The 25,415-nt window shown below is 67.0% G+C and carries 23 protein-coding genes; 10 read left to right on the top strand and 13 right to left on the bottom strand.

Annotation, left to right across the window (positions count from 1 at the left end; all coding sequences use genetic code 11):
• Nucleotides 1-75: 75 nt before the first annotated feature.
• Nucleotides 76-1,941, bottom strand: coding sequence for a glutaminase A (gene glsA / locus OHA42_RS30640; RefSeq protein WP_406231232.1), 1,866 nt, complete (start codon nucleotides 1,939-1,941; stop codon nucleotides 76-78).
• Nucleotides 1,942-2,220: 279 nt separating this feature from the next.
• Between glsA and dxs the strand changes: the two genes are divergently transcribed.
• Nucleotides 2,221-4,116: a 1-deoxy-D-xylulose-5-phosphate synthase gene (gene dxs, locus OHA42_RS30635; RefSeq protein ID WP_406231231.1), complete on the top strand. Its 1,896-nt coding sequence runs from the start codon at nucleotides 2,221-2,223 to the stop codon at nucleotides 4,114-4,116.
• A gap of 762 nt (nucleotides 4,117-4,878) precedes the next feature.
• Here the strand turns inward: dxs and OHA42_RS30630 are convergent.
• Nucleotides 4,879-5,469, bottom strand: coding sequence for a CGNR zinc finger domain-containing protein (locus OHA42_RS30630; RefSeq protein ID WP_406231230.1), 591 nt, complete (start codon nucleotides 5,467-5,469; stop codon nucleotides 4,879-4,881).
• A gap of 102 nt (nucleotides 5,470-5,571) precedes the next feature.
• Here OHA42_RS30630 and OHA42_RS30625 point away from each other — a divergent pair, with 102 nt between their 5' ends.
• On the top strand, nucleotides 5,572-5,988 hold the full coding sequence (locus tag OHA42_RS30625; RefSeq protein ID WP_406231229.1) for an SRPBCC family protein: 417 nt from the start codon (nucleotides 5,572-5,574) through the stop codon (nucleotides 5,986-5,988).
• 51 nt (nucleotides 5,989-6,039) lie between these two features.
• Here the strand turns inward: OHA42_RS30625 and OHA42_RS30620 are convergent, their stop codons facing one another.
• Nucleotides 6,040-7,323: an HRDC domain-containing protein gene (locus OHA42_RS30620; RefSeq protein WP_406231228.1), complete on the bottom strand. Its 1,284-nt coding sequence runs from the start codon at nucleotides 7,321-7,323 to the stop codon at nucleotides 6,040-6,042.
• 22 nt (nucleotides 7,324-7,345) lie between these two features.
• Nucleotides 7,346-7,897: a DUF3000 domain-containing protein gene (locus OHA42_RS30615; RefSeq protein WP_406239687.1), complete on the bottom strand. Its 552-nt coding sequence runs from the start codon at nucleotides 7,895-7,897 to the stop codon at nucleotides 7,346-7,348.
• A gap of 325 nt (nucleotides 7,898-8,222) precedes the next feature.
• Between OHA42_RS30615 and hemE the strand changes: the two genes are divergently transcribed.
• The 4 genes from hemE (at nucleotide 8,223) to hemQ (ending at nucleotide 12,222) form a co-directional block, all read left to right on the top strand.
• Nucleotides 8,223-9,287 carry a uroporphyrinogen decarboxylase gene (gene hemE / locus OHA42_RS30610; protein ID WP_406231227.1) on the top strand — a complete coding sequence of 355 codons (1,065 nt, stop codon included), beginning with the start codon at nucleotides 8,223-8,225 and terminating at the stop codon, nucleotides 9,285-9,287.
• 108 nt (nucleotides 9,288-9,395) lie between these two features.
• Nucleotides 9,396-9,941, top strand: coding sequence for a uridine kinase (locus OHA42_RS30605; protein ID WP_406231226.1), 546 nt, complete (start codon nucleotides 9,396-9,398; stop codon nucleotides 9,939-9,941).
• Between the two features lie 22 nt (nucleotides 9,942-9,963).
• Nucleotides 9,964-11,310, top strand: a complete 1,347-nt coding sequence (locus tag OHA42_RS30600) for a protoporphyrinogen oxidase (RefSeq protein WP_406231225.1) — start codon at nucleotides 9,964-9,966, stop codon at nucleotides 11,308-11,310.
• Between the two features lie 216 nt (nucleotides 11,311-11,526).
• Nucleotides 11,527-12,222, top strand: coding sequence for a hydrogen peroxide-dependent heme synthase (hemQ, locus tag OHA42_RS30595; RefSeq protein ID WP_328403444.1), 696 nt, complete (start codon nucleotides 11,527-11,529; stop codon nucleotides 12,220-12,222).
• Nucleotides 12,223-12,410: 188 nt separating this feature from the next.
• Here hemQ and msrB read toward each other — a convergent pair whose 3' ends face one another.
• The 4 genes from msrB to OHA42_RS30575 all read right to left on the bottom strand — a co-directional run bounded on the left by msrB (nucleotide 12,411) and on the right by OHA42_RS30575 (nucleotide 16,714).
• Nucleotides 12,411-12,854 (bottom strand): peptide-methionine (R)-S-oxide reductase MsrB, encoded by a 444-nt coding sequence (gene msrB / locus OHA42_RS30590; RefSeq protein WP_406231224.1) that lies wholly within the window; start codon nucleotides 12,852-12,854, stop codon nucleotides 12,411-12,413.
• A 47-nt stretch (nucleotides 12,855-12,901) separates the two neighbouring features.
• Nucleotides 12,902-14,263: a glycosyltransferase family 87 protein gene (locus tag OHA42_RS30585; RefSeq protein WP_406231223.1), complete on the bottom strand. Its 1,362-nt coding sequence runs from the start codon at nucleotides 14,261-14,263 to the stop codon at nucleotides 12,902-12,904.
• Between the two features lie 53 nt (nucleotides 14,264-14,316).
• Nucleotides 14,317-15,873 (bottom strand): alpha/beta hydrolase, encoded by a 1,557-nt coding sequence (locus OHA42_RS30580; protein WP_406231222.1) that lies wholly within the window; start codon nucleotides 15,871-15,873, stop codon nucleotides 14,317-14,319.
• 79 nt (nucleotides 15,874-15,952) lie between these two features.
• Entirely contained in the window at nucleotides 15,953-16,714 is a 762-nt protein-coding gene (locus OHA42_RS30575; protein WP_406231221.1) for a pyrimidine reductase family protein, read from the bottom strand.
• A gap of 35 nt (nucleotides 16,715-16,749) precedes the next feature.
• On the opposite strand from OHA42_RS30575, the gene zapE reads away from it, so the two are divergent.
• Both zapE and OHA42_RS30565 read left to right on the top strand, forming a co-directional pair.
• A complete protein-coding gene (zapE, locus tag OHA42_RS30570) occupies nucleotides 16,750-17,769 on the top strand; it encodes a cell division protein ZapE (protein WP_406231220.1) in 1,020 nt (339 codons plus the stop codon).
• Between the two features lie 93 nt (nucleotides 17,770-17,862).
• Nucleotides 17,863-18,657, top strand: a complete 795-nt coding sequence (locus OHA42_RS30565) for a tyrosine-protein phosphatase (protein WP_406231219.1) — start codon at nucleotides 17,863-17,865, stop codon at nucleotides 18,655-18,657.
• A 55-nt stretch (nucleotides 18,658-18,712) separates the two neighbouring features.
• On the opposite strand, the gene OHA42_RS30560 is transcribed toward OHA42_RS30565, so the two are convergent.
• The 3 genes from OHA42_RS30560 to OHA42_RS30550 all read right to left on the bottom strand — a co-directional run bounded on the left by OHA42_RS30560 (nucleotide 18,713) and on the right by OHA42_RS30550 (nucleotide 21,079).
• Nucleotides 18,713-19,207, bottom strand: coding sequence for a GbsR/MarR family transcriptional regulator (locus tag OHA42_RS30560; RefSeq protein ID WP_406231218.1), 495 nt, complete (start codon nucleotides 19,205-19,207; stop codon nucleotides 18,713-18,715).
• 152 nt (nucleotides 19,208-19,359) lie between these two features.
• Complete coding sequence (locus OHA42_RS30555; RefSeq protein ID WP_406231217.1) at nucleotides 19,360-20,139, bottom strand: ABC transporter permease subunit; 780 nt, start codon at nucleotides 20,137-20,139, stop codon at nucleotides 19,360-19,362.
• Between the two features lie 52 nt (nucleotides 20,140-20,191).
• On the bottom strand, nucleotides 20,192-21,079 hold the full coding sequence (locus tag OHA42_RS30550; protein WP_406231216.1) for an ABC transporter ATP-binding protein: 888 nt from the start codon (nucleotides 21,077-21,079) through the stop codon (nucleotides 20,192-20,194).
• Between the two features lie 130 nt (nucleotides 21,080-21,209).
• Here OHA42_RS30550 and OHA42_RS30545 point away from each other — a divergent pair, with 130 nt between their 5' ends.
• Complete coding sequence (locus OHA42_RS30545; protein ID WP_406231215.1) at nucleotides 21,210-21,965, top strand: alpha/beta fold hydrolase; 756 nt, start codon at nucleotides 21,210-21,212, stop codon at nucleotides 21,963-21,965.
• Here the strand turns inward: OHA42_RS30545 and OHA42_RS30540 are convergent.
• Together OHA42_RS30540 and OHA42_RS30535 are read right to left on the bottom strand one after the other, a co-directional pair.
• Nucleotides 21,962-22,501: a GNAT family N-acetyltransferase gene (locus OHA42_RS30540; protein WP_406231214.1), complete on the bottom strand. Its 540-nt coding sequence runs from the start codon at nucleotides 22,499-22,501 to the stop codon at nucleotides 21,962-21,964. The genes OHA42_RS30545 and OHA42_RS30540 overlap by 4 nt on opposite strands.
• Nucleotides 22,498-23,739 (bottom strand): MFS transporter, encoded by a 1,242-nt coding sequence (locus tag OHA42_RS30535; protein WP_406231213.1) that lies wholly within the window; start codon nucleotides 23,737-23,739, stop codon nucleotides 22,498-22,500. The genes OHA42_RS30540 and OHA42_RS30535 overlap by 4 nt, the downstream gene beginning before the upstream one ends.
• A 309-nt stretch (nucleotides 23,740-24,048) precedes the next feature.
• On the opposite strand from OHA42_RS30535, the gene OHA42_RS30530 reads away from it, so the two are divergent.
• On the top strand, nucleotides 24,049-25,365 hold the full coding sequence (locus OHA42_RS30530; RefSeq protein ID WP_406231212.1) for a cytochrome P450: 1,317 nt from the start codon (nucleotides 24,049-24,051) through the stop codon (nucleotides 25,363-25,365).
• Nucleotides 25,366-25,415 lie beyond the last annotated feature (50 nt).

Raw genomic sequence — 25,415 nt, 5'->3', positions numbered from 1 at the left:
TCTCCTGACTCGGTGGGATCGTGGTCTCGCAGGGCTCAACGGCCGATACCACGCAAATGTCCCCGCCCGCCGAACTCAGTAGTCGCCACCGCGGACCGCGATCGCGTGTACAGCGGCGTCCATCTGCGCGTACGCGCCCGCGGCCAGGCGCTCGAGCAGGGCAAGTTTCAGCTCGGGCGCCTTCTCGGTGAGCACATCGAACCGTTCCGGGCTCAGCACCGCGACCCGCACACCGCTCTCCGCGCGGGCTTCGTTGACGAACGGTGTGCCGACCAGCATCGGGATCTCGCCGAACGACATCCCGGCCGACAGCGACACCAACCGGTGCGTGTGCCCGTCGGCGCCCTCGAAGGTGAGCCGCACCCGTCCCTCCAGGATCAGGTACAGGCCCGAGCGGGTGCTGCCGCGGCGCGCGATCACTTCACCGCGGGCGATGGTGCGCACCTCGAAATCCTTTGCCAGTCGCGCCCGGTTGTCGGGGCTCAGTGCGGCGAGCGCGGGATGGTCCTCGATCGGAATGGAGGTGCACGCCGGTTCGTCAGCGGGCCGGTGGTGGTCGAGCACGATGTCCTCGCACCATTCGGTGGCGGTGTCGCGATCGATGAAGACGCGTCCGCGCGGGTCATTCGGAACCAGGCTCGAGACCAGGTGGCCCATCTTGCCGTCGGGATCGACGATGGCGATGCGGCAGCCCGCCACGGCGAGTTCGTTCTGCAGTTCGTCGAGCATGTGCACCGCGATCTCGCTCACCTCGCCCACCCGGCGCAGGTCGATGACCAGCGCCGCCAACTCGCCCGACTGCTCCTCGATGGCCCGCACGGCACGTTCCGCGCCCGCGAACAGTAGGTCGCCGTGCAGCTCGTACACGCGAGCGCGGTCACCGTGCTCGGCGAGCACCGCCATCTCGTCGGTGGTGCGCCGCAGCCGAGAGGGCGCCTCGGCCACCGAATACGCAGCCCGGATCGCGGTGCGCCCGGATCGCGTCACGTGCAGGAAGTGCAGTTCCAGTCGTTTCGACAGCGCACGGCAGGCGGCGACGCCGCGCACACTGTTGCCGTGCTCGTCCAGCCGAGGGGAGTAGACGGCGATCCCGATCTGACCGGGCAGCACCGCGAGTATCCCGCCGCCGACACCGCTCTTCGCCGGCAGTCCGACGGTGGTCACCCAGTCGCCCGCGGCGTTGTACATGCCGCAGGTGGTCATCACGCTGAGCACCTGCTCGGTCAGCGCGACCGACAATGCGCGCTCGCGCGTCACCGGGTTGAGACCGTTATTGGCCAACGTCGCAGCCATCAGCGCGAGGTCGCGGCAGGTGACATCAATCGAGCACTGCCGGAAATACCGATCGACCGCCTCGTCCGGATCGGAGTCGATGATGCCGAAGGAGCGCAGCATGTAGCCGATGGCGCGATTGCGGAAGCCGGTGCGCGCTTCGGAGGCGTACACTGCCTCGTTCATCGTCAGCTCGCGTCCGGCGAATCGGGAGTAGCAGCGCCGGATGCGTTCGAACTTGTCGGCGGGATCGTCACCGGTGACCAGGGACGCGGCAGTGATGGCGCCCGCATTGATCATCGGATTGCGCGGTCGCTCGGTCACCGGGTCCAGGCTGATCTCGTTGAACGCCTCGCCGGAGGGTTCCACGTCGATGCGCTCGGCGACGGCGGCGGGGCCCTTGTCGGCCAGGGCGAGCGCATAAGTGAACGGTTTGGAAATGGATTGGATAGTGAACATGGTGGCGACATCGCCTGCGCCGTAGAACCGGCCGTCCGCGGTGGCCAGGCACACCGCGAACGAATCGGGTTGGACCGCAGCGAGTTCCGGAATGTAATCGGCCAGTGCGCCGGATTCGTCGGCGCGGTAGAGCTGGTACACATCGGCGACCAGACGTGCCACGACGCCGGGTTCGACCGCCTGCGGAACCTTCTGCTCGGGCTCGGCCACACGTTCACTGTAGGCGCGGTAGCGTATGTGCCGTGGTCGATCCTTCGTCCGCTGAGCGCGTGTCTTCGGATGGATTTCCTCCGGTCGCCGCGCCGCGCCGCGGTCGGATGTTCGCCCATCCTCGTTTCTCCGGACAGGTGCTTTTCGCCCGGTGATTCGTGTGGAGACTCACATTTCAGCGCCATGTCGGCAGGTGACGTGCCGTCGTCGTGCGGGGACGCCACCGCGGCTCCGTAGACTGTTCGGATCAGATGCACTATCCGGAGGGAGCGAGTTCAGGTGGGAGTGCTTTCCCGGGTCGATGCGCCCGAAGACCTGCGCCGGCTGAACGTGGCCGAGCTGCGGGAGCTTGCGGCGGAGATTCGCGAGTTCCTGGTCGAGAAGGTCGCGGCGACCGGCGGTCACCTCGGACCCAATCTCGGTGTGGTGGAACTGACCATCGCCCTGCATCGAGTCTTCGACTCGCCGACCGATCCGTTGATCTTCGACACCGGGCATCAGGCCTATGTGCACAAGATCCTGACCGGCCGCAAGGACCAGTTCGATTCGCTGCGGAAGCGGGGCGGGCTGTCGGGCTACCCGAGCCGGGCCGAGAGCGTGCACGACTGGGTGGAGTCCTCGCATGCCTCGGCGTCGCTGTCGTACGCCGATGGCCTCGCGAAAGCGTTCGTGCTGACGGGCCAGGATCGGCATGTGGTCGCGGTCGTCGGTGACGGCGCGCTCACCGGCGGTATGTGCTGGGAGGCGCTCAACAACATTGCCGGAGCTCCCGATCGTCCGGTGGTCGTGGTGGTCAACGACAACGGCCGCTCCTACGCGCCCACCATCGGCGGCCTCGCCGACCGGCTGACCGCGCTGCGCACCCAGCCTGCCTACGAGCACGCGCTGGATGCGGGTAAGCGGATCCTCAAGAGCATCCCGCGCGTCGGCGAATCCGCGTACTCGATGGTGCACGCGGTGAAGGCCGGGATCAAAGACGCCGTCAGCCCGCAGGAGCTGTTCAGTGATATCGGACTCAAGTACGTCGGCCCGGTCGACGGCCACGACGGTGTCGCGCTGGAAGCAGCCCTGCGCAGGGCGAAGGATTTCGGTGGTCCGGTCGTCGTCCATGTGGTGACGCAGAAGGGCCGCGGGTACTCACACGCCGAGAACCACGAAGCCGATCAGATGCATGCGTGCGATCCGATCGACCCGCTGACAGGCCGGCCGCTCGGCGCCAAGGCGCCCGGCTGGACCGCGGTGTTCTCCGAGGAGTTGATCGCGCACGCGGAACGCCGCGACGACATCGTCGCCATCACCGCCGCCATGCCGGGGCCGACCGGCCTTTCGGCATTCGGTGAGCGTTTCCCGGACCGGATGTTCGACGTCGGTATCGCCGAGCAGCACGCCATGGCCTCCGCCGCGGGTCTCGCGCTCGGCGGCATGCACCCGGTGGTCGCCATCTACTCCACCTTCCTCAACCGCGCCTTCGATCAGCTGCTGATGGATGTCGCCCTGCTGAAGCAGCCGGTCACCGTGGTGCTCGACCGCGCGGGCATCACCGGAAACGATGGCGCCAGCCACAACGGCATGTGGGACCTCTCGGTGCTGGGCATCATCCCCGGCATCCGCGTGGCCGCCCCGCGCGATGCGGGCACCCTGCGCGAAGAACTCGCCGAGGCGCTGGCCGTCAGTGACGGCCCGACCGCCATCCGCTTCCCGAAGGGAAGCGTCGTCGAAGATATCTCGGCCGTCGAACGCCTCGAGGGCGTCGACGTCCTTCGCCTGCCCGAGCAGGACGGCGGCTCCGCTCAGACCCAGCGTGGCGACGTCCTCCTCGTCGCCGTGGGCCCCTTCGCCGAACTGGCGCTGCAGGTAGCGGATCTACTACAGCCAGAAGGTATTTCGATCACCGTCATCGATCCGCGCTGGGTCCTCCCGGTGTCCGACACGATCGTCAAACTCGCCGAAAACTATCGCCTTCTGGTCACTCTCGAAGACGGCGGCCTGCACGGCGGCATCGGCTCCACCATCTCCGCCCGCCTCCGCGGCGCGGGCCTGGACGTGCCGACCCGCGATCTCGGTGTCCCCCAACACTTCCTGGAGCATGCCTCGCGCAACCAGATCCACGAGGAATTGGGCCTGACGGCGCCCGACATCGCCCGCCGCATCACGGGTTGGCTCGACGCCCGCTGACCGCGGTGACAACCTACCTGGGCGCGCTGTCCTACATGAGTCGAGTGGCATGTCATCGTGAGTGCCACTGGCGGTGACGCGGGTGTGCCACTCACCGAACGCCCAGAGAACTCGGCAAGTCCCGATGGAACCGAACCGCCGCCCGGTGAGACAACCGCCCCTGCACCAACTCCCGACAAGAGGGACACGGCTGCGGCAACATCGAGAGCGGCCACTGTCATGTCCCGTTCGCCACGATCAGCGGCCGAGCGCTAGCGGACCGGCCTGATGCCGACGTCGAGCGCCGCGTCCAGCCAGCCGGATATCAGGACTCATTGGACGACGGTGCCGTCGGCGATCGGTGGGAGGCGGGTTCTCTCCAACGGACTCGCTCCATCGGTAGTAATACTTGACCAGGTGCTTCCCGAGAAGTATTTCTTTTGCCCATCAGAGAATTCGTGAAGGTAGTCCGAGTACCCGAACCGTCGGGGAGGGTGGCATAGGCGAATTCCGCAGCCAGGACATGTGGTGTCTTCGCGTTGGGCGATCAGCGGATTCGACGATGCCTCGCTCATCGCGTCGGGCCGTTCGGGTCGACCGTGATCAACTGGGCCGCGTTCGAGCCGTACCCATCACCGCCCTCCCGCGGTCACACCACGCGCCGGGGAAGTGTCAGTGGTGCGCCGCGTATCCGGCGCGATCGCCAACGTCGTTCCCCACCAGGATCTTCGAGTTCTGTTCACTCGTTTCGACGGTCCCGCTCGGCGGGAGTGGGCTCGGATGCTATCGCGCGGAGTTGCGGCGATGGGAGGCGCGGACTTTCACGCGATTGCCGCAGACGTTCATCGAGCACCAGGTGCGGCCACGGTTGCGGGAGTGGTCGTAGAAGGCCCAGCGGCAGCTTGGTTCGCGGCAGGTTTTGAGGCGGGACCAGGTGCCCGCGGCGACGGCAGTGGCGATGTCGGCGAGCAGGGTGGCCAGGGCGGTGTCGACCGATCCATGGGTGGCGGGCACCAGGGTCGGGGGCATGCTGGTGACGTCGAGTGTCAGGGGGAGTTCTGCGGTCATGGCCGACAGCTCGGCATGTGCTGTGGGGTCGAGTCCGTCGGGTCGTGGGCTGCTCACGGGGTCGGCATTGTTCTGGGCGAGCATGGCGCGCAGTCCTTCTCGGACTCGGGCCGCGCGGTCGCGTTCGTGGGCGGTGACGGCGGTGTCGCGGGGCAGTAACGCGTGATCGTGCAGCCAGGTTGCCAGCTGGTCCGCGGTGCCGATGGCGTCGCCGTCGGCGCGGCGGGTGTTGACGAATTCCACTAGTCGACGCATCGCCGCGGGCGTGAGGTCATCGGCGGCCGTGGTCTCGGCTCTGGTGGGCATGACTACATGGTAACTACCCATTGACGATAGGAGGTTAAGTAACTACCGTTCCTTTAACGCCAGTTACTGGGTTTCAGGCCACCACACGCAGGAGAGTTCGCCATGGGATCGATCAAGAAGGAGATCGTCGTCGAGGCCCCCGTCGAAGACGTATGGGCGATCATTCGCGACTTCGGCCAGGGCCCGATTCGCATGGCGCCCGGTTACGTCACCGAGTGCCGGCTCGATGGTCCCGGAGTTCGGGTGGCCACGTTCGTGAACGGAACGGTGCTGCGTGAGCGTCTGATCGCGTTGGACGAGGCGGAGCACCGATTCGTGTACTCCATCGTCGGCGACAGTGTCGCGCCGGTGCACAACAATGCGTCGATGCAGGTCTTCCCGGACGACAACGGCAGCCGGTTCGTCTGGATCCACGACGTGCTGCCCGACGAACTCGCGGTCGCGTTCGGTGTGGGCATGGACGAAGGTTTGCGGGTCTTCAAGGAAACCGTAGAAGGCGCGGTCACCGCCAAATCCTGACCTGTTCCGCGTCTCGCCCGGCAGGCGAATGGTGCGGCGCAGGAACGGGCGTTAAGCGTCGCGCGGTTCCGGAGTCAGCGCCGCCGTCAGCCGAGGTACCGCCAGTTCCCGCTGCCACGGCCGCGCCCCGCCCGACTTGAGGAATCCGTCGATGGCCGCCGCCAGGTCGGCGGGTGAGTCGGGGATACGGTCGTAATCCGGCAGCCCGTCCCAGCACAGGCGCCGCACCAAGTCGGGGGAGAGCAGGTTCTCCACCGGGATGGCGTGTTCGGTGGACAGTTCACCCATCTCAGCACGCGCCCTGGCCAGCCGGGCGGCCGCAGCGGCATCCCGGCGTTCCCACCGGTTCACCGGAGGCGGGCCGTCGAAGGGCTGGGTCAGTGGCGGCAGCTCACTGTCGGGCAGCGTCCGACCGCGGTCGACGGCGCCGAGCCACTCCCGGGAGTACCGCCGCTGCCGTGGCCCGCCGAAGACCGGCAGCGCTCGCAGCTGGGCGATGGTGCGTGGCTCGGTGGTCGCGGCGGAAACGATCGCGGAGTCCGGCAGGATGCGCGCGGGCGCGACGTCGCGGGATCGCGCCAACCCGTCCCTGGTGTTCCACAGTTCGCGCACGATCGCCAGCTGCCTGGTGCGGCGCAGTTGGTGGATGCCGGAGGTGCGCCGCCACCGATCGGCCTTCGGTGCGCCGGGCTCGGTGCTGCGAACGTGCTCGAATTCCTGTGCGGCCCAATCTGTCTTGCCCTGTTCGTCGAGTGCTTTCGCGACTTCGTCACGCAGTTCCAGCAGCAGCTCGACATCGAGCGCGGCGTAGTTCAGCCACTCGTCCGGCAGCGGCCTTGTGGACCAGTCGGCCGCGCCATGGCCCTTGCGCAGCGCCCTGCCGAGCAGTTTCTCGACCATCGCCGCGAGCCCGACGCGTTCGAAACCGGCCAGCCTGCCACCCAATTCGGTGTCGAACAGCCGCGCGGGACGCAGACCGAGTTCGGCGAGACCCGGCAGATCCTGGTCCGCCGAATGCAGTACCCATTCGAGATCGTTGATCGCCTCGGCCAGCGGGGCGAGCTCATCGGTCACCGGAATCGGGTCGACGAGGAAGCTGCCCGCTCCGGCGCGGCGCAGTTGGATCAGGTAAGCGCGGGCCGAATACCGGAAACCGGACGCACGTTCGGCGTCGACAGCCAGCGGACCGGTGCCCGCGGCAAGGCGGGCAGCGGCATCGGCGATCTCGTGGGCGGTAGCCAGTACGGGTGGAACACCCTCTGCGGGGACCAGCAGCGGCTCCGCTGCGTTGTCTTCCGCTGTGCTGCCCTGGTCGGACTCGTCTGCTACCGGCATAAACTTGAACTTTACGTGGCGGTTAGATGTGGTCGTTGCTGGTATAGGACTCTGGCCGCAGATGGGTGATACCGGCGGGCGGCAGCCCGGCCGCGTAGGCGAGCACTTCGCAGAACGCTTCCACGTGTGGCCGCATGTCGGTGGTGACCGCAGTCCACGATGCGCGCAGCTCCAATTGGTGCGCCCGTGGCGGCCCGGCGATGTCGCCGTAGCGCACCGAACTCGTCGAGGTGACGGTGCCGCCCAGGGCTGTGAACGGCTCGTTGCGCGTTTCGAGAGCGTCCACCAGCCAACTCCAGGCGACCTCCGGTAACAGCGGGTCGGTGGCCAGCGCGCCGTCGATGTCGGCCTGGATATAGGCGACCAGACGGAAGGTGCCGTGCCATGCGTCGTCGCCGTCCGGATCGTGTAGGAGGATCAGCCTGCCGAACGCATCGCCCTCGGAATCGATTGGCACGACAGCGGTTTCGGGGTGTTTGACTTCGGCGCCGAGCGCGTACGAATAAGGGGCCAGGCGTTGCGGCGGGCGGATCGGTGCCAGCTCGATCCGAGGGTGCACGGCAGCGGTGGCCATCGCCTCGACCGCGGCACGAAATTGAGCTGGCTCATCGGGTCCCTCGGTCGGTGCGGCTCCGTCGCGGAAGTCGAGCGGTGTCACGAAAGCGACGGTAGACCTAGTCCCCCCGACGCGGTCGGAGGCGCGCCGCCGAGCCGCTTTCTGCACCGTCGGATGCGGTGTTTCTGCGCCGCGGAGCGGGGCGAGTGAAGACGAGTCAGGCCGGCTGTCGGGTGTGGCTCGCCGCGGGCACCGCCCGGCCGGCCGCGGTCGCATGTCGGACGTCGTCTCAGGAGTGGCTCTCCGCCCGGCCGAGCGAAGACCGGGCGGTGGCCCGCTTACGATGAAGGCGATGAACACTCACACCCGCCGCCGGTTGACCGATGCTCCGTTCCTGGCCGCCGCCACTGGCACCGCACCGAGCCGTCGGCCGGTGTGGTTCATGCGTCAGGCCGGGCGGTCGCTGCCCGAGTACCGCGAACTGCGTAAGGGCATCGGGATGCTCGAATCCTGCTTCGATCCGGAGCTGGTGTGCGAGATCACCATGCAGCCGATCCGCAGGCACGGCGTGGATGCGGCGATCTTGTTCTCCGACATCGTGGTTCCGTTGAAGGCCGCGGGCATCGACCTCGACATCGTGCCGGGTGTCGGTCCGGTGATCGCGTCGCCGGTACGCACCACCGCCGATGTGCGGGCACTGCCGCGACTGCGTCCTGAGGAAGTGGGCGCGGTCACCGACGGCGTACGGCTGTTGACCGACGCGCTCGGCGACACGCCGCTGATCGGGTTCGCGGGCGCGCCGTTCACGCTCGCTTCGTACCTGGTGGAGGGCGGACCGAGCAAGAACCACGAGCGCACCAAGGCGATGATGCACGCCGACCCGCAGACCTGGCACGAGCTGCTCGGCGTACTGACCGACATCACCATCGCGTTCCTGCAGGCGCAGCTGGCCGCGGGCGTCGACGCGGTGCAGCTGTTCGACTCGTGGGCGGGCGCCCTCTCACTCGCCGACTACCGGACCTTCGTGCTGCCACACTCCGAGCGGGTGTTCGCCGAGGTTGCTGCCGCAGGCGTGCCGCGCATCCATTTCGGTGTCGGCACCGGTGAGCTACTCGGCGCGATGGGAGAGGCGGGTGCGGACGTCGTCGGTGTCGACTGGCGGGTACCGCTGACCGAAGCGGTGCGTCGTGTCGGACCGGGAAAAGCGTTGCAGGGCAACCTGGATCCCGCGGTCCTGTTCGCCGGTCCGGCAGCCGTCGAGGCCGAGACGCGCCGGATCGCCCGCGAAGCCGACGAGGCGATCACCATGGGCGCGGCAGGACACATCTTCAACCTCGGCCATGGCGTACTGCCCGACACCGACCCCGGCGTGCTGACGGCCTTGGTCGAGCTGGTTCACGAGCTCTGAGCTTGCCCTTTGCGCGATCGCTGCTCGGTCGATTCGTACCGGCCGGTGGTCTCGTCCGCAGATATCGGGAACAGGGCTGATCAGCGGAGGGTTCATACCGTGGTGGATGTGTCGGTGCAGGAGATTGTCGCGCGGATATTCGCGCATCAGCCGCGGCTCGGGTCGACGCGTCTGGTGGCGGTGGACGGGGGCGGTGGCGCCGGGAAATCCACGCTCGCCGCGTCTTTGGCCGCGGAGTGTGGCGCGCAGGTGGTGCACACCGATGATTTCGCGGCCGAGAACAACCAGCTCGCGTGGTGGCCGCGGTTGGAGGAGCAGGTGCTCGAACCGATCGCGTGCGGCAGGCCGGGGCGGTATCAGCGCTACGACTGGGTCGATCGGGCCTTGGCCGAGTGGCACGAGGTCACACCAGGTGGCGTGATCGTGCTGGAAGGCGTGTCCTCCGCGCGTGCCGCTGTGCGTGGTCGGCTGTCGTTGGCGGTGTGGGTCGAGACACCGCCCGACGTGCGGTTGGCCCGTGGGCTCGAGCGGGACGGTGCCCACACGCTGCCGCTGTGGCAGCGGTGGATGGCGACCGAGGACGCGCACTTCGCGGCCGATCGCACCCGGGAGCAGGCAGACCTGATTGTCGGTGGCGACACCAGCGGCCGATAGCGGGCAGGTTACGGTCGAAGGTATGAGAATCGCGGTTGTCGGCGGCGGAATCACGGGATTGGTTGCCGCGTATCGATTGCGGACACTGCTCGGGCCGCGAGCCGACATCGTGGTCATCGATCGGGCCGATCGAGTGGGCGGCATTCTGTACACCGGTGAATTGGCCGGGGAGCCTTTGGATCTCGGAGCTGAGGCCTTCGTCGGCCGGCGGCCGGAGGTGCCGGGGCTGGTTCGTGAACTCGGATTGGAGCCGCAACTGGTCGTTCCGGCGGGACTGCGTCCGCTGCTGTGGTCGGAGAGCAGTGCGCATCCGATGCCGGAGCGCACTCTGATGGGCATCCCCGTGGATGCCGAGTCGATGCGCGGGCTGGTCGACGCCGACACACTCGCGCGGATCGACGCGGAGTCCAATAGGCCGATGGCCTGGTACCCCGAGGCCGATATCGACGTCTACAGCCTGATCGCCGACCGGTTCGGCGCGCAGGTCGCCGAGCGCAGCGTCGACCCACTGCTCGGTGGGGTGTACGCCGGCAGCTCCCGTTCGATCGGTGTACGTGCGGCGCTGCCGACGCTGGCCGCGGCACTCGACGACGGCGCACCGAGCCTGACCCACGCGGTCGCCGCTGCCATGCCGCCGCCGTCCGACGCGCCCGTCTTCGGCGGCATCCGCGACGGCTATCGAGTACTGCTGGAAGCACTCTCGGCCAGATCCGATGCGAAGTTCGTCACCGCGACACCGGCTACTCGGCTGGCCCGCGGCGGGCGCGGCTGGGTCGTCGACCCGGTCGGTGCCGTGGACGCGGTCGTGCTCGCCACCCCGGCGCCGGTGACCGCCCGCCTGCTGCGTACCCTCGCGCCCGCCGCGTCCGCCGCAGCGGCAGGCATCGAGCTGTCCTCGTCTGCCCTTGTCGCACTGGCACTTCCGCGGGACACGGCGCTTCCGCAGAACTCCGGCATCCTTGTCGCCACCGGAGAATCTTTGCGGGCCAAGGCATTCACCCTGTCCAGCCGCAAATGGTCTCATCTGGCGCAGCGCGAAACCGCAGCTGTGCGTGTCTCCTTCGGCAAATTCGGCGACGATTCCACCCTGTCCTGGTCCGACGCCGACCTGATCGCCGCCGCCACCGAAGACCTCGCCACCGTCACCGGCGCCACCATCGAACCGATCGGCGCGCTCGTCCAACGGTGGCCGGGCGGCCTCGCCCAATACGCCCCCGGCCACACCAACCGTGTCGCCGAAATCGAGTCGGCGACAGCAAATCTCGATGGCCTCGCCGTCGCGGGCGCCTATCTCCACGGCGTCGGCGTCCCGGCCTGCGTAGCCTCGGGTACGGCGGCTGCCCACCGGATCGCAGGTGGACAAGCGTGAACCCAGCCCCTGCTGCTCGGCCTCCGGGCCGTGCGAGGAGCTGACGCGGTCTGCGATTCGTATCGTTCGAAGGTTCTCGGCGTGTGATGCCAGCAGTCGGCGCGGGCTTCGATGATGAGTTTCGTCGGCGATAGGGGCGAGCCGTGCGATCGTTCGGCATGGTGACTTCGCTCGGCCCGTGGGCGACCGCGTTCGGTCGAGTGGCACGATGGAGGCATGGCGCGACTCGACTACCAGGCCCTCAACTCCACCATCCGGTACCTGATGTTCTCGGTGTTCCAGGTGAAACCGGGTGTGCTCGGGGAAGATCGGGCGAAGGCCATTGCCGATGCGCAGGCGTTTTTCGAGGGGCTTGCCGATCGTGACGTGGTGGTGCGCGGCATCTACGACGTCGCGGGCATGCGGGCCGACGCCGACTTCATGATCTGGACGCACGCCGAACGTGTCGAGGACCTGCAGGCCGCGTACGCCGACTTCCGTCGCACCACAGAGCTGGGTAGGGCGAGCACTCCGGTGTGGAGCAACGTGGCGTTGCATCGGCCTGCCGAGTTCAACAAGAGTCACGTCCCGGCGTTTCTTGCCGGTGAAGACCCGGGCAATTACATCTGCGTCTATCCGTTCGTGCGGTCCTACGAGTGGTACCTGCTGCCCGATGACGAGCGCCGCAAGATGCTCGCCGATCACGGCAAAGCCGCCCGTGGCTACCCGGATGTGCGCGCCAACACCGTCAGCTCGTTCGCCCTCGGCGACTACGAGTGGATTCTCGCCTTCGAGGCGCCGGAGCTGCACCGCATCGTGGACCTGATGCGTGATCTGCGCGCCACCGAGGCTCGCCTGCATGTGCGTGAAGAGGTTCCGTTCTACACCGGTCCGCGCGTCGAGGTAGACAAGCTCATCGCCGCGCTGCCCTGAGCCGGGCAGTCTTCGGCGGCGACATCGGAGCCTCCCCGCCTGCGGTCACCACGGATGCGGGCCATAGCGCGGTGTTGCGGCTGCCGACCGGGTCGACGTGACCCGAGACGCGGCAGACCGCATGCCCCAATATTTCGGGGCATGCGCACCGTGACCGCGATCCGTATCTTTCCGCTGAGCGCCGAAGACTACTGCGCTGCGGTGCCCGAGGGGTGCAGTTGCAGCGCGATGGAGTTGATGCAGTAGCGCTTGTCGGTGGGCGTGTTGTACCCCTCGCCCTCGAACACGTGGCCGAGGTGGCTGTGGCAATTCGCGCACAGCACTTCGACCCGTCGCATGCCGAGGGTGTCGTCGGAGCGCAGGATGACCGCCTCCGACTCGGCCGGATCGAAGAACGAAGGCCACCCGCAGTGCGAGTCGAACTTCTCGGTGCTACGGAACAACTCGGCCCCGCACGCACGGCACACGTAGACGCCTTCGGTCTTGGTGTCGGTGTACTCGCCGGTGAAGGGGCGTTCGGTCGCGGCCTGCCGCAGCACCGCGTACTCCTCGGGATTCAGCTTGGCCTTCCACTCCTGCGGCGTCAGCTGGATGCGAGGCGCGGGCAGGGTCGTGTCAGCGTCGGAACTCATTGCTCCACGCTAATAGGTTTTCGGCTGCCGCGCCGCAAGCCAGGTCGCTACTTGACTGCGCTCGGCTCGGGTTCCCGAAGTCCGGACCGTTCGCTGTCCTCGGTGTCGATGTCTTCGGAGTCCGTCGTGCTCGCACTCTGCGGCACGGCGTCGGAAACCGTGCCGCCGCCGGAATCGGGCGCCGACGCCATCCAGGTCGGGTCGATGCCGAATTGCAGTCGACCGTCACGCTTGGCCGCCAGATAACGGTCAGCGAGCACGCAGAAGATCACGATGAGCAGCAGACCCCAGCCGAAGGTGATGCGCAGGTACTCCAGATTGCGCCCGAAGCCCTGCCAGCGGTCCGAGAGCCACTTGTCGTAGGACATGAACCCGAACACCGCCAGCCAGGCAGGCCAGTTGCGCAGCACCGAATTGCGCAGCACCACCGACATCAGCAACGGGAACAGCATCATCGAGTAGTACATCTGCCCGAGCGAGGGCAGCAGAAACGACGCGGTCATCAGCACACCGGACGCGGTCGTGACGAAGAACAGCTCGTCCTCGCGGTAGTAGCGGTACAGCAGCCACAGCGTGATGGCGACCAGAACGCCCATGAAGATGCGCATGCCCCAGGTCAGCCACAGCGGCAGGCCGTAGTAGGCCGCATTGCCGACGATGGCGCTGTTGAAGTAGTCCCGCGACTCGACGATGTAGCGCGCGGTGCGGGTGAAGAATTTGTCCGCGTCCTTCGACAATGGCCAGGCGATAGCGGTCAGCGCGACCGGTACGCCGATCGCGGTGTAGAAGACCTTCCACTGCCCGCGCGCGGCCGCGATCAGGATCAGCGGTGCCAGTGTCGGTTTCACGGCGATGCTCAAGCCGAGTATCGCGCCTGCCCAGAGGTCTCGGCGCTGCAGCAGCAGATGCAGGAAGATCACCTCGGCCAGCAGAATGCAACCGTTGACGTTGGTGAAAACCAGTGTGTTGGTGACTGTTTCGGAGATGAACATCGCGAACAGCAGCACCGGAGCCGCCACCGAGGACAGCGTGAACTTGAACAGCTTCAGCAGCAGGTAACAGGCCAGGATGATGGCGGCGGCGTTCAGCAGGATGAAGCACCAGCGCGACTTTTCCGGATCGACCAGGGCCAGCGGCGCGATCAACAGGGTGCCACTCGGCGGGTACAGGTAATGCGGGTCCACCGAGTCGAAATTGGCGGTATACACCGGGTTGCCGTTGAGGAAGGCCAACGACGCGTTGTAGACCGGTTTGAAGTCGTCGGTGATGAACCCGTTGACAGCCTTGATGAAGACCCGATTGAGCACAGTCATGACCGCTAAGGGCCAGAGTGCGAACTTGATCGCTTCGGCGGTGGTACGAGCGGTGCGCGGCTCGAGCTGTCGAAGTAACACTGGGGCACGGTACACCGGATCAGCTCATGACGGTTGCGGGGACCTGCCCGGCGCGCCATATCAGGGGGTCATGCGGGGCACGCGGTGCCATCCTTGGGCAACTTCGTGTCCTTCAGATAGTCGAGCAGCGCCTGTTGCGCACAGCCGGAGTGGGTGGAGACCGGATGGCCCCAGCCCTGCCATGTCACCGAGGCGTGGCGGGCGCCCGCTGCGCCGAGCGCGCCGGTCACCGACGCCTGGCCACTGGTGCCGACGACCGGATCCGCGATCCCGCCCAGAACGAGAACCGGCAGGTCGAGCTTTGCGGGCAGCGGTGGCGCACCCGCGACCGGCCAGGCGGCGCACGCCATCATGGCGATCGCGGCGGCCTTGCCGAAGACCGGATACTTCTGTCCCCACTCGGCACTGAGTTCCGTGGCCCGGCTGGGGGTCGGCGGCGTCTGATTGTCGGTGCAGCGGTTCACGAATTGCCCGTCGCTCGCGGTGGCGGCGGATTCCCGCAGGATGAGGTTGCCGAGCGCACCGCGGTCGCCGCGTCCGGCCGCCGAGAGTGCGTCGGCGAGTTCGGCAATGCGGTTGGCCTGGTCGGCGCGCGGTCCGCCGAGGAAACCGGTCACCGCGGTCAGCAGCGCATTCGCGGAGATATCGCCGAGACCGCCGGTGCTCGCGCGTTTCAGCAGATCGGTGACCGCCGCGCGCGGGTCCGCGCCGAGCGAACAGTTGATTCCGGTGCAGCGCTGCGCGAAGGCGGTCAGCGCCGCCTCCGCGCCCTGGACCTGCTGTTCGGTCCTGGTGGTCGCGTCGGCGCCGACGGCTTCGGGGGAGTCGAGGACCAGCCGCGACAGGTGGTCGCCGTACCTGCGGGCGAAGCTCAGCGCCACCTTGGCGCCGTTGCCGCTGCCGAGCAGGTCGATATGTTCGACCTGCCACTGCTTGCGCAGCTGTTCGATGTCGTCGGCAGCGTGCGGGGCGTCGAAGGTGCCCTCGTAGGGGTGCAGGAAGTCGCGGCACGCGATGGTGGCGTCCTGGCTGAACCCGGTCACCGCCTCGGCGGGATCGGTTGCGCCCGGCGCGAATTGAGCGTTGTCGGCGAGGCCGCGGCGCACGTCGATCGGCAGGCAGTCGATCGGTTGCGAGGTGCCGAGGCCCCGGCGGTCCACCGCGACAATCGGACGCGTGGTCAGCAGACTGCTCGCCGGTCCGACGGCCAGCCCGGCCAGGGTGGCCGAGGAGGACCGATCCGCTCCGGAGGTGAGCACCAGTGGGGCGGCGTCGGCCGGGGTCTGCGGCAGGCGGGCCCGCATGGCGCCCGCCCGGAAGCTGCCGAGCACCGAGCCCGTCCCGTCGATCGGTGTCGAGAACTCCGCGCAATCCAGGACCAGGCCTGCGGGCGCCGGGCCGAGCCCGAGCAGGTCGAGCGTCGGCGCCGTGCACTCCCGCCAGCTCAGGTCGGTCTTGGGCAGCTCGGCCTTGGGCGGCGGTGGCGGGGTCGACGTGGCGGCGGGCCCCCCGACGGCGGGCGCGCGCTCGACGGCGACACCGGGGCGATCGGAGGGTCCCGCACCGCATCCGGCGATCATGATCGAGAGTGTCGAGGCCAGCACGGCGGCCCGAGTCCAGCGCATGCGCTACAGCCTGCCAGGTTCGCCCGGTTGTTTCACAAAGGAGCCGTAGATGAGCACTGGGGCGTGGGTGTCGCGCACGTCAGCGACGGGCCCAACGGGTGAGTATTGTGCCGTCGTCGTCGAGCAGGATGTGCGTGCGTGCCATGGGGGTGCGGAACTCGTGCGCGGACAGCGAAATTCGTCGCGCCGTCCCGCCGACCAGCACGGGTGCGGTGGTCAGGCACAGTTCGTCGATCGCGTCGGCGTCGAGCAGCTCACCGAACAGGTGGGGGCCGCCCTCGCACAGCACGCGGCGTAATTCGAGCTTCTCCAACGCGCGCAGCAGCCCTTTCGGTGTGACCGCGATATCGCCCGCCTCGACGACCCGCGCGCCCGCGTCGCGCAGCTGCTGCTTGCGATCCTGCGGCGCCGCCGCGGTCGTAATGATGATGGGTGCGACGGAGGTATCGGTGCACAACCGCGAGCCGGGTTCGATCGCGGCGCTCGCAGTGAGCACGGCGATCGGCGGCGGTGCGCCGTCGCGGTGGCCGCCGAGTCCGCGGTTGTAGAGCGCACGGCGTCGTTGCGGGTCGGCGCGGGCGCCGCCGTAGTTCTCGGCTCGCACGGTGCCTGCGCCGACGAGGATCACATCGGCCAGCTCGCGCAGCATCGTGAACACCGACTTGTCGGCGGGCGTGCCGAGCCCCTCGGACAGTCCGCCGCTGGTGGCGGCGCCATCGATGCTGGACACGAAATTGGCTCGGACCCAGGGCCGGTGGAGCCGGGCGGGGTAGGCGTACAGCTCGGCCAGGTCATCGTCGCTCAGCCGTGTGAGCTGGGTCGCATTGTGGATACGCTGCATGAAGCAACATCACACCACGTCATTAGGCTCCGTCTATGCAAGAACGCCTTGTCGATCGCCATCCGGAGGTTCCGGCAGACCAGTTGGTCGCGCAGATGGTGCCCCCGCCCATGTTCGACGAGGTCAGTTTCGCCTCCTACATCCCGGATCCGAAGGAGCCGAGCCAGGCCGCCGCGGTGGGCAAGGCCGAGGACTTCGCCGGCCAGGTCGCCAAGATCAACCACGCGGCCAATAAGAAGAGCCTTTTCGGCAAGAAGAAGCCGGTCAGTGGCGCGGGCCTGTATCTCGACGGCGGATTCGGTGTCGGCAAGACCCACCTGCTTGCCTCGATCTTCCACAGCGCGCCCGCGCCGAAGTCGTTCGGCACCTTCGGTGAGCTCACCAATCTCGTCGGTGCGCTCGGCTTCAACAATGCTGTCGAGCGGCTGGCGGCCAACAGTGTGCTGTGCATCGACGAATTCGAACTCGACGATCCCGGCGACACCATGCTGGTCTCGCGACTGCTGACCGAGCTGTCCGCGCGCGGGGTGTCGATCGCCGCGACCTCCAACACGTTGCCCGGTCAGCTGGGCGAGGGCCGTTTCGCCGCGCAGGACTTCCTGCGGGAAATCAAGAAGCTCGGCTCGATTTTCGAGGCCGTGCGTGTCGACGGCCCCGACTACCGCCACCGCGATCTGCCGCCTGCTCCCGAGCCGACCTCGCCGGAGCTGCTGACCGAACGGGCCACTGCCACATCGGGATCCACGCTCGACGAGTTCGACGCGCTGCTGCAACACCTGAGCACGCTGCATCCGTCGAAGTACGGTGCACTGATCTCCGGAGTGTCGTCGGTGTACATCTCGAACGTGCACCAGGTCAACGACCAGGCCGTTGCACTGCGCATCGTGGTGCTCGCGGACCGGCTCTACGACGCGAGCATCCCGGTGACCGTGTCCGGCGCCAAGCTCGACAAGATCTTCTCGCAGGAGATGCTCGACGGCGGCTACCGCAAGAAATACCTGCGCGCGATCTCGCGACTGCTGGCGCTGTCGCGTTTCGAAGCGGCTGCCGCATAGGGTCACGGCACAAAGTTGACCTACTGGTATTTCAATTGGTTGGGTGGGTCTCGAAGCCGAGGGGCTGTTCGTTCAACCGATGGGAGACTTGTCATGGTCAGTCGTTCGATCCGTGTCCCGGTGGCACTCGCCGCCGGTCTCACTGTCGCCTTCGGGCCCGTGACAGGCGTTGCCCTCGCCGACCAGCCGAACGTCTCGGCGACCGTGTTCGACCGTTCGCTGAACCTGCAGGGCGTGCAGAACGCGCGTGACGCGGGCGGCTACCGCACCGTCGACGGCCGACTGGTACGCACCGGCCTGGTGTACCGCACCGGCCAGCTGAACAATGCGACACCGGCCGATCTCGCCGACCTGACCCACCGTCAGGTCCGCTACGTCGACGACCTGCGCACCGTCTACGAACGCGCCATCGGCCCCGACAAGGTGCCCGCCAGCGCCACCGCGCACTGGGCCGATGTCATCGGCCAGGCGCCGCCACAGACCCTGATCACCACCCTGACCGGTGGCGACGACCTCTATCGCGCCTTCATCACCGCCCCCGGCGCCAACGAGGCCTTCGCCGCGGTGCTGCGCGACATCATCGACACCGAAGGCGGCGCCGTGCTGTTCCACTGCACCGCGGGCAAGGACCGCACCGGCTGGACCTCCGCGGTCCTGCTGACCATTCTCGGCGTCGACCGCGACACCGTGAACCAGGACTACCTGCTGTCCAACCAGTACCGCAACACCGGCCCGAACGACACCATCAACGGCGTCCAGCAGCCGTGGCTCGACGCCGCCTTCGATCAGGCCGCCGAGACCTATGGCAGTTTCGACAACTACGTCCGCGATGGCCTGCGGCTCTCGACCGCCGACATCGCCGCGTTGAAGGCCAAGATGCTGGCCTGATTTCGGCTGTCACACAAGGGATCCCGGCTGATGCCGGGATCCTCGGATGCCCGGATCAGGAGCGCGGGTGCGCGGCGTCCCAGCGATCGAGCAGCACGGGGATCTCCTTGGAGACGAAGAGGAAGAACTCGTGCATATCGCGGACACGGGCGGCTTGTTCGCCGTTCGGGTCGTCGAACAACGCGAGGCCGCGTGTGGTCGTGTCCGTGAGATCGGTGTATTGAGCGAGCTGCTGGCGCTGCAGGTCGGGGAGGATTCCAGGCCGGATCGAGTAGTAGTCCCTGCGATCACCCGGCTTGGATGTCTTGTCCACCCAACGCATGGCGACCAGGGTCTTCAATGCGCTCGAGATGGATCCCTTCGATGCCTGCAGCGCGTCGGCGATCTGGCCGAACGTCTGCTGGGGTGGGTCGCAGATCAGCAGCCAGGCCGCCGCCCGGCCGACCATCCGGACCAGGCCCATTTTTTCGAATACAAGCGCCAAATCCTCGACGAACGCCAACCGTTCCGGGGTGGGGTCATTGGTCGGCTCGTTGTCCGTGCTGCTCATGATCGGGCCTCGCCAACGCTCTGTTCCATGATCCCCAGTGGCGCTGTGCATGTGTTTCGTTCGCTGCGCTCGCTCATCGGTCGAGTATCCCTTCGGTGGTATCGATATGGGTAAACGGGGCGGGCCGTGTCGGCCCGCCCCGTTCGGAAAAATCAGACCGCCAGGTCGCGGCGGTCGAAGGCGCTCAGCGCGGCCGCCACGGCGACGACAACCACGGCGACGAGCACCGCGAGGTTGATGCCGTTCCAGCCGTTGACCAGTGGCGAGTCACCGATCGCGTAGTAGAACGGCGACAGCTTGCGCAGCCATTCGGTACCGTCGAACATTCCGCCGAGGTTGTTGGCCAGGTAGGCCGCCAGCGCGACCAGCGCGGCGAATCCCAGTGTCAGCGTACGCTTTCCGGTGAGCGCGCCGATCAGCAAGGTGATCGTGCCGACGACGAGGGCGAGCAGACCGAGTCCCGCGCTTGCGGCAACGATATTGGCCGCCGGAATGTTCATTTGTCCCGCGTTGGCGCCGGCAATGATGCTCAGGGTGAAGACAGTGGTGACGATTCCGGTTTGCACCGCCAGCGCCGCGAACCGTTGTGCGAGCAGACCCCGGCGGTTGATCGGTTGGGCCAGTAGCAGATCCAGCGTTCCGCTGTCTTCCTGGGCGGCCGAACGCGCTGCGAAGGTGACCGCGAAGATGAGCAACAGCAGCGTACCCATCATCGCGTACACCATGGATTGCATATAGCCGGTGGCACTGGCGAAATCGCCCATACCCATGGCTTCGTACATCTTGTTCTGCTTGATGTCGAGCGAGCCCTGCTGCTGCAGCGATTGGAAGTTGGGCAGGTACATCATCGGGACTACGGCCAAGCCGATCGACCAGCCGATCAGGCCGCGGCGCTGTTCCTTCAGTGTCTGGGTGAAAACCGAGCGGGTCATGACGAGTTCTCCTGTGCGATAAGTATTCTGGTGGTCTTCAAATGAGTGTGGGTCAGCGGCCGTAGAGGCTGAAGAAGATCTGTTCGAGATCCGGCTCGGTGGAGAGCACGCTGACCAGGCGGTACTTCGCCGCCATCTTGAACAGGTCGTCGACTTCGCCTTCGGTGGTGCAGCGCAACGTTTTTCCTTCGATGGTCAGATCGCGCACATCGGGCAGCTTTGCGAAGTCATCGGCGAAAATGTCCTCGCCGAATACCAGCTCGACCGAGCGCGGCGAACGCCGCCGCAGATCCTCGACGTTCTCGGTGCCGAGCAGCTTGCCTGCGCGCATGATGACGGCCCGATCGGCGGTCTGCTGCACTTCGCTGAGAATGTGGGAGGACATGAACACCGTCTGCCCGTTGTGCTTCGCCGCGGTGACCAGGTCCAGGAAGCGCTGCTGCAGTAGCGGATCCAGGCCGGAGGTCGGCTCGTCGAGGATGAGCAGGTCGGGGTTGTGCATGAAGGCGGCGATGATGCCGACCTTCTGCTTGTTGCCCTTGGACATCGCGCCGACCTTCTTGGACAGATCCAGATCGAGCAGATCGGCGAGGTCGGTGATCCGATTCGCCGGGACCGTGCCGCGCAGATCGGCCAGGAACCCGAGCAGGTCGCGTGCGGTGTTGCGGCCCTCGATCTCGAGTTCGCCCGGCAGATAGCCGATGCGCTTGCGCAGTTCTGCACCGCCTGTGCGCGGATCGACGCCGAGAACTTCGACGTGGCCCGAAGTCGGCCGGATCAGATCCAGCAGGATGCGGATGGTGGTGGACTTGCCCGCGCCGTTGGGGCCGAGAAATCCGAATACCTCGCCCTGGCCGACCTCGAGATTCAGCTCGGTGAGGGCGACATGCTTGCCGTAGTGCTTGGTCAGGCCCTCGGTGCGGATCGCGGCGGTGGTCATGATGCTCCTTCGAAAAGTTCTCGATCAGGTTCTGTATGTCTTGCGATTTCCGTAAGAACTGATATGTTCAGTAAAGACTGAACATCCAGAACTTGTCAACCCCTGGATTGGACCCCATTACGATGCGGGCATGACGAAGTTCAAGACCTGGGACGGGTTGGAGCTCAACTACCGAGTGTGGGAGGGCGACGGGGTCCCGGTCGTGCTACAGCACGGGGTCGTCGCCGACACCAACGCCAACTGGATGGGCACCGGTGTGGTGCAGGCCTTGCAGGCTGCCGGGCACACCGTCGTCTCGCTCGACGCCCGCGGACACGGCCGCTCGGACAAACCGCACGATGCCGCGCGGTACTCGTGGGCGGCGATGGCGAAGGACGTCAGCGCGCTGTACGACGAGCTCGGCTTCGATCGCGTTGTGCAGGTCGGCTATTCGATGGGCGGGGTCATCTCGCTGCTGGTCGCGGCCGCCGACGATCGGGTGACGAAGCTGGCCGTCGGCGGCATCGGCTCGGGTGTGCTCGACTGTGGTGGCGTCGACCGCCGCGTCATCGACATCGACGACCTGCGCACCGCCATGCACGGCGACGGCGCGGGCGCATCCCAGGTCGCCATGATGTTCCGGATTCTCGCCGATGCGATCAGTGCCGACCGGGCGGCCATCGAGGCGGTCGCGACCGGTCTCGACGACGAGCCGATCACCACACTGGCCGGTGTTACCGTGCCCACGCTGGTTCTGGCAGGCGCCGCCGACCCCTTCGCCGCCGAACCCGAACGCCTCGCCGCGGCCTTACCCGACGGCACCCTGGCCGTGGTGCCCGGCGACCATTTGATGGCCGTGATCGAACCGGCATTTCACGCGGCGCTGGTGAATTTCGTGAAGAGCTAGAGCGCCATTTGCATCACGAAGTCGTGATGCAGCTGGTTGCCGACGTGGAAGGTCTTGGTGCCCACCCTGGTGAACCCGTGCTTGGCGTAGAAACGTTGGGCGCGGGTGTTTTCCTGATTGACCCCGAGCCAGACTCCCGCGGCCCCCTCTTCGCGAGCGCGCTGGAGTACGGCGCGCATCAGCGCCTTCGACACCCCACTGCCGTGATGGCCCGGCAGCACATACATCTTGCTGATCTCGACGACCGGCCGCAGATTCACCGCCGTGGCGACCTGGAGATCGGCCGGATCGCCTGCGTGCAGCATCGCGTAGCCGACGATGTCACCGTTCGCGACCGCCTTCAGCACAGTGCGCGTCGGGTCGGTCAGGTATTCGCCGAAGCGCTCTCCGGACAGCACATCGCTGATGAAGATCTCGATGTCGTCGGCGGTGGCGCCGGGCGGGCAGGCTAGTGGAAAGGTCGCGGCCGCAACGTCACTGAGGGCCTCGGCGTCCCACAATCCGGCCCGGTCGACGGTGACTGGGATGTTGCTCATCTGTCCAGTACAGCATGATCGTCGCCCTCTGCGAGAAACTTGCCCGCTTCGGAACGTGAATGGAATACGCGTGCGAGCCCGATGAGGACCGCCGCGAAGACGAGTGGAATGACGAATCCGGCACGGTGTCCGAACCCGGCGGCGATTGCGCCGACCACACCGCCACCCACGAGCGTGCCCGCGTAGTTGAACAGGTTCAGCCGCGCCATCAGCGCGTCCAATGCGCGTCCGGTGGTCAGCTGGCCCGCCTCACTGAAACACAGCGGTGCGATCACCGGCATCCCGAGGCCCGCGACCAAGAAGCCGACAATGGCGACCACCGGCCCAGGAGCCGCCACCACCACCGTAAGGCCGATCACCCCGATCGTGGCGGCGACCTGCACGACCCGGTGCGGCCCGAAGCGCCGGACCCAGAGGTCGCCGGTGAGCCGGGCGATCAGCGAGGTGCCCTGATAGGCGGCCAATGCCAAGGCCGCGGTCGCCGAACTTGCGAGCAGGTCGTCGGTCAGATAGAGCGCAGACCAGTTGCCGACCGCGAGGTCGATCGCGAACACCAGCGCCATGGCGATGCCGAACACCAGATACGCCGAGAACGCGACGGTCCCCGATGGTTCCGTTGCTCCGGATTCGCTCTCGGCCGCAGCCGCTTCGGCCTGACCTGCTTCCGCCTCGTCGGCGCCGAGCAGTCGCGGTCCGAGTACCAGCCCGAGCACGAGTACCACCCCCGCCGCCGTCAGGACCGATTCGCGCAGCGTGACCTCGAGTGCCTCGCAGCCGGACACGAACAGCGCGCCGGTGATCGATCCCGCGCTCCAGGCTGCGTAGAACGACGACAGGATGAAGGTGCCGTACCCGTGCTGGATGAACACCGCCTGCATATTGGTGCTTGCATCGACGATGCCGACCGCGAATCCGTAGCAGCCGAGCGTCACCAACAGCACGATCGTGTTCGGCGCCATCGCGATCGCGCAGCCAGTGATCGCGATGCCCAGTAGACCGATGCGCAGGGTGGTGCGGCTCGACCAGCGGATCGCCAGTTGCTCGGCCGCCACGCTGCCGCCACCGGCGAGCAGCGACACCAACACCACCGACCCGACGATCAGGCCGTCGGACAGGCCGAATCGCTCCTTCTGCTGCGGCAAGTGGGTCAGCACCACGGCGAAGAAGAAACCCTGCAACCCGAACGCGAAGGAGTTCGCGATCCGGGCGCCGCGCAGCACAGGCGAAATCGAACTCATTCCCGCAGGGTAACGACACCGACGGCGGCACGCCCGCCGAATCGTGCGCGCCGGGAGCTGTGCCGCGTCCCCGTTCTGCACGTTGGCCGCTCATGGCATCGCGTGCCAGTATCGAAGGGGTGCAAGGCAACCCGCCCGGCGGAGGGATCATCGAGATCAGACCGTCGGCGGATTTCTTTCGTGCACCGTAGGCCCGCCGTGCGCACTACGGTAGGCGGGCCCTCGGCCTTTCATGCGGTCGGCGGAATGTGCGACATTGGCTCGTGACCGGACACAAGGATGCCTCCGGCCTCGGATTCGGAGGAAGCTATGACAGCAACGTATCCGCCGGGCCCTCCGCTACCGGCATTCGTGCAGGGCTTCTTGTACATCCGCCGCCGGGCACTGATCTTGCCGCCGCTGCGTCGCCACTACGGCGATGTGTTCGCGCTGCGCGTGCCGCCCTTCGCGGACAAGCTCGTCGTGTTCACTCGGCCCGAACACATCAAGCAGATCTTCGCAGGCGACCCGCGCGACCTGCATGCCGGTGAAGGCAACCAGATTCTCGGGCCGATCATGGGCGCGCATTCGGTCCTGATGACCGACGAAGCCGAGCACGCCAGGGCGCGCCGATTGCTGATGCCTGCCTTCAACGGTGCGGCACTGCGCGGCTACCGGGACGTGGTCGCCGAGATCGCTGGCGCGGAAGTACATCGCTGGCAGCCCGGTTCAACCGTGATCACCCTCGATCGGATGAACGCGCTCACCCTCGAAGTCATCATGCGGGTGGTGTTCGGCGTCACCGACGCACGCACCCGCGCGGCACTCGCACCGCGGCTGCATCGCATCGTCACCATCGGCACTATCCAGTACATCGGCTTCCTGAAACCCGCGCTGCAGCGGTTCGCGCCGTGGAAGGACTTCCAGGACAACCTGGTCGCCATCGACGATCTGCTCTACGCGGAGATCGCGGCCCGCCGCACCGCGCCCGACCTCGCCGAGCGCACCGATGTGCTGTCGAGGCTGCTGCAAGCGGGCGGTACGACCGACGCCGATCCGCCGCTCACCGATGCCGAATTGCGCGACCAGCTGATCACCCTGCTGCTGGCCGGGCACGAAACCACCGCCGCCGCACTGTCATGGGCCCTGCACGAACTTGCGGTCCACCCCGACCTGCAACAGCAGGCATTCGAGGCGGTGCGCACCGACGACGACAAAGCACTCGAAGCCGTCATGAAGGAAGCCATGCGGATGCGTACCGTGATTCCCGGCGCCGTCCGCAAACTCACCGACGATATGACCATCGGCGGCTGGCAGCTGCCCGCGGGCACCGTGGTCAGCTGCTCCATCCTGCTGGCGCACCGCAGCACGGAGAACTATCGCGACGCCGCCGCATTCCGGCCGTCGCGTTTCCTCGACGGCGAGGTTGAGCCGAACACCTGGCTCCCCTTCGGCGGCGGGGTGCGCCGCTGCATCGGTGCGGGTTTCTCGCTCATGGAGGGCACCACCGTGCTGCGCGAAATCCTGAGCAGATACCGCCTGTCGGCGCCTGCCGGCGCAAGGCCGGAACGCGGTCGTGTACGCAACATCACTACCGTGCCGCGCGGCAAGGCCAAGATGGTCGTCACTCCGCGTTCAGACGGGTGAAATCATAGGCGGGCTTTGCCGCACGGGCGCAGGCGACGTAATCTCCGTCC

The sequence above is a fragment of the Nocardia sp. NBC_01009 genome (assembly GCF_045208035.1).
GTDB lineage: Bacteria > Actinomycetota > Actinomycetes > Mycobacteriales > Mycobacteriaceae > Nocardia.
This window is presented reverse-complemented; position numbering and strand designations above follow the sequence as displayed.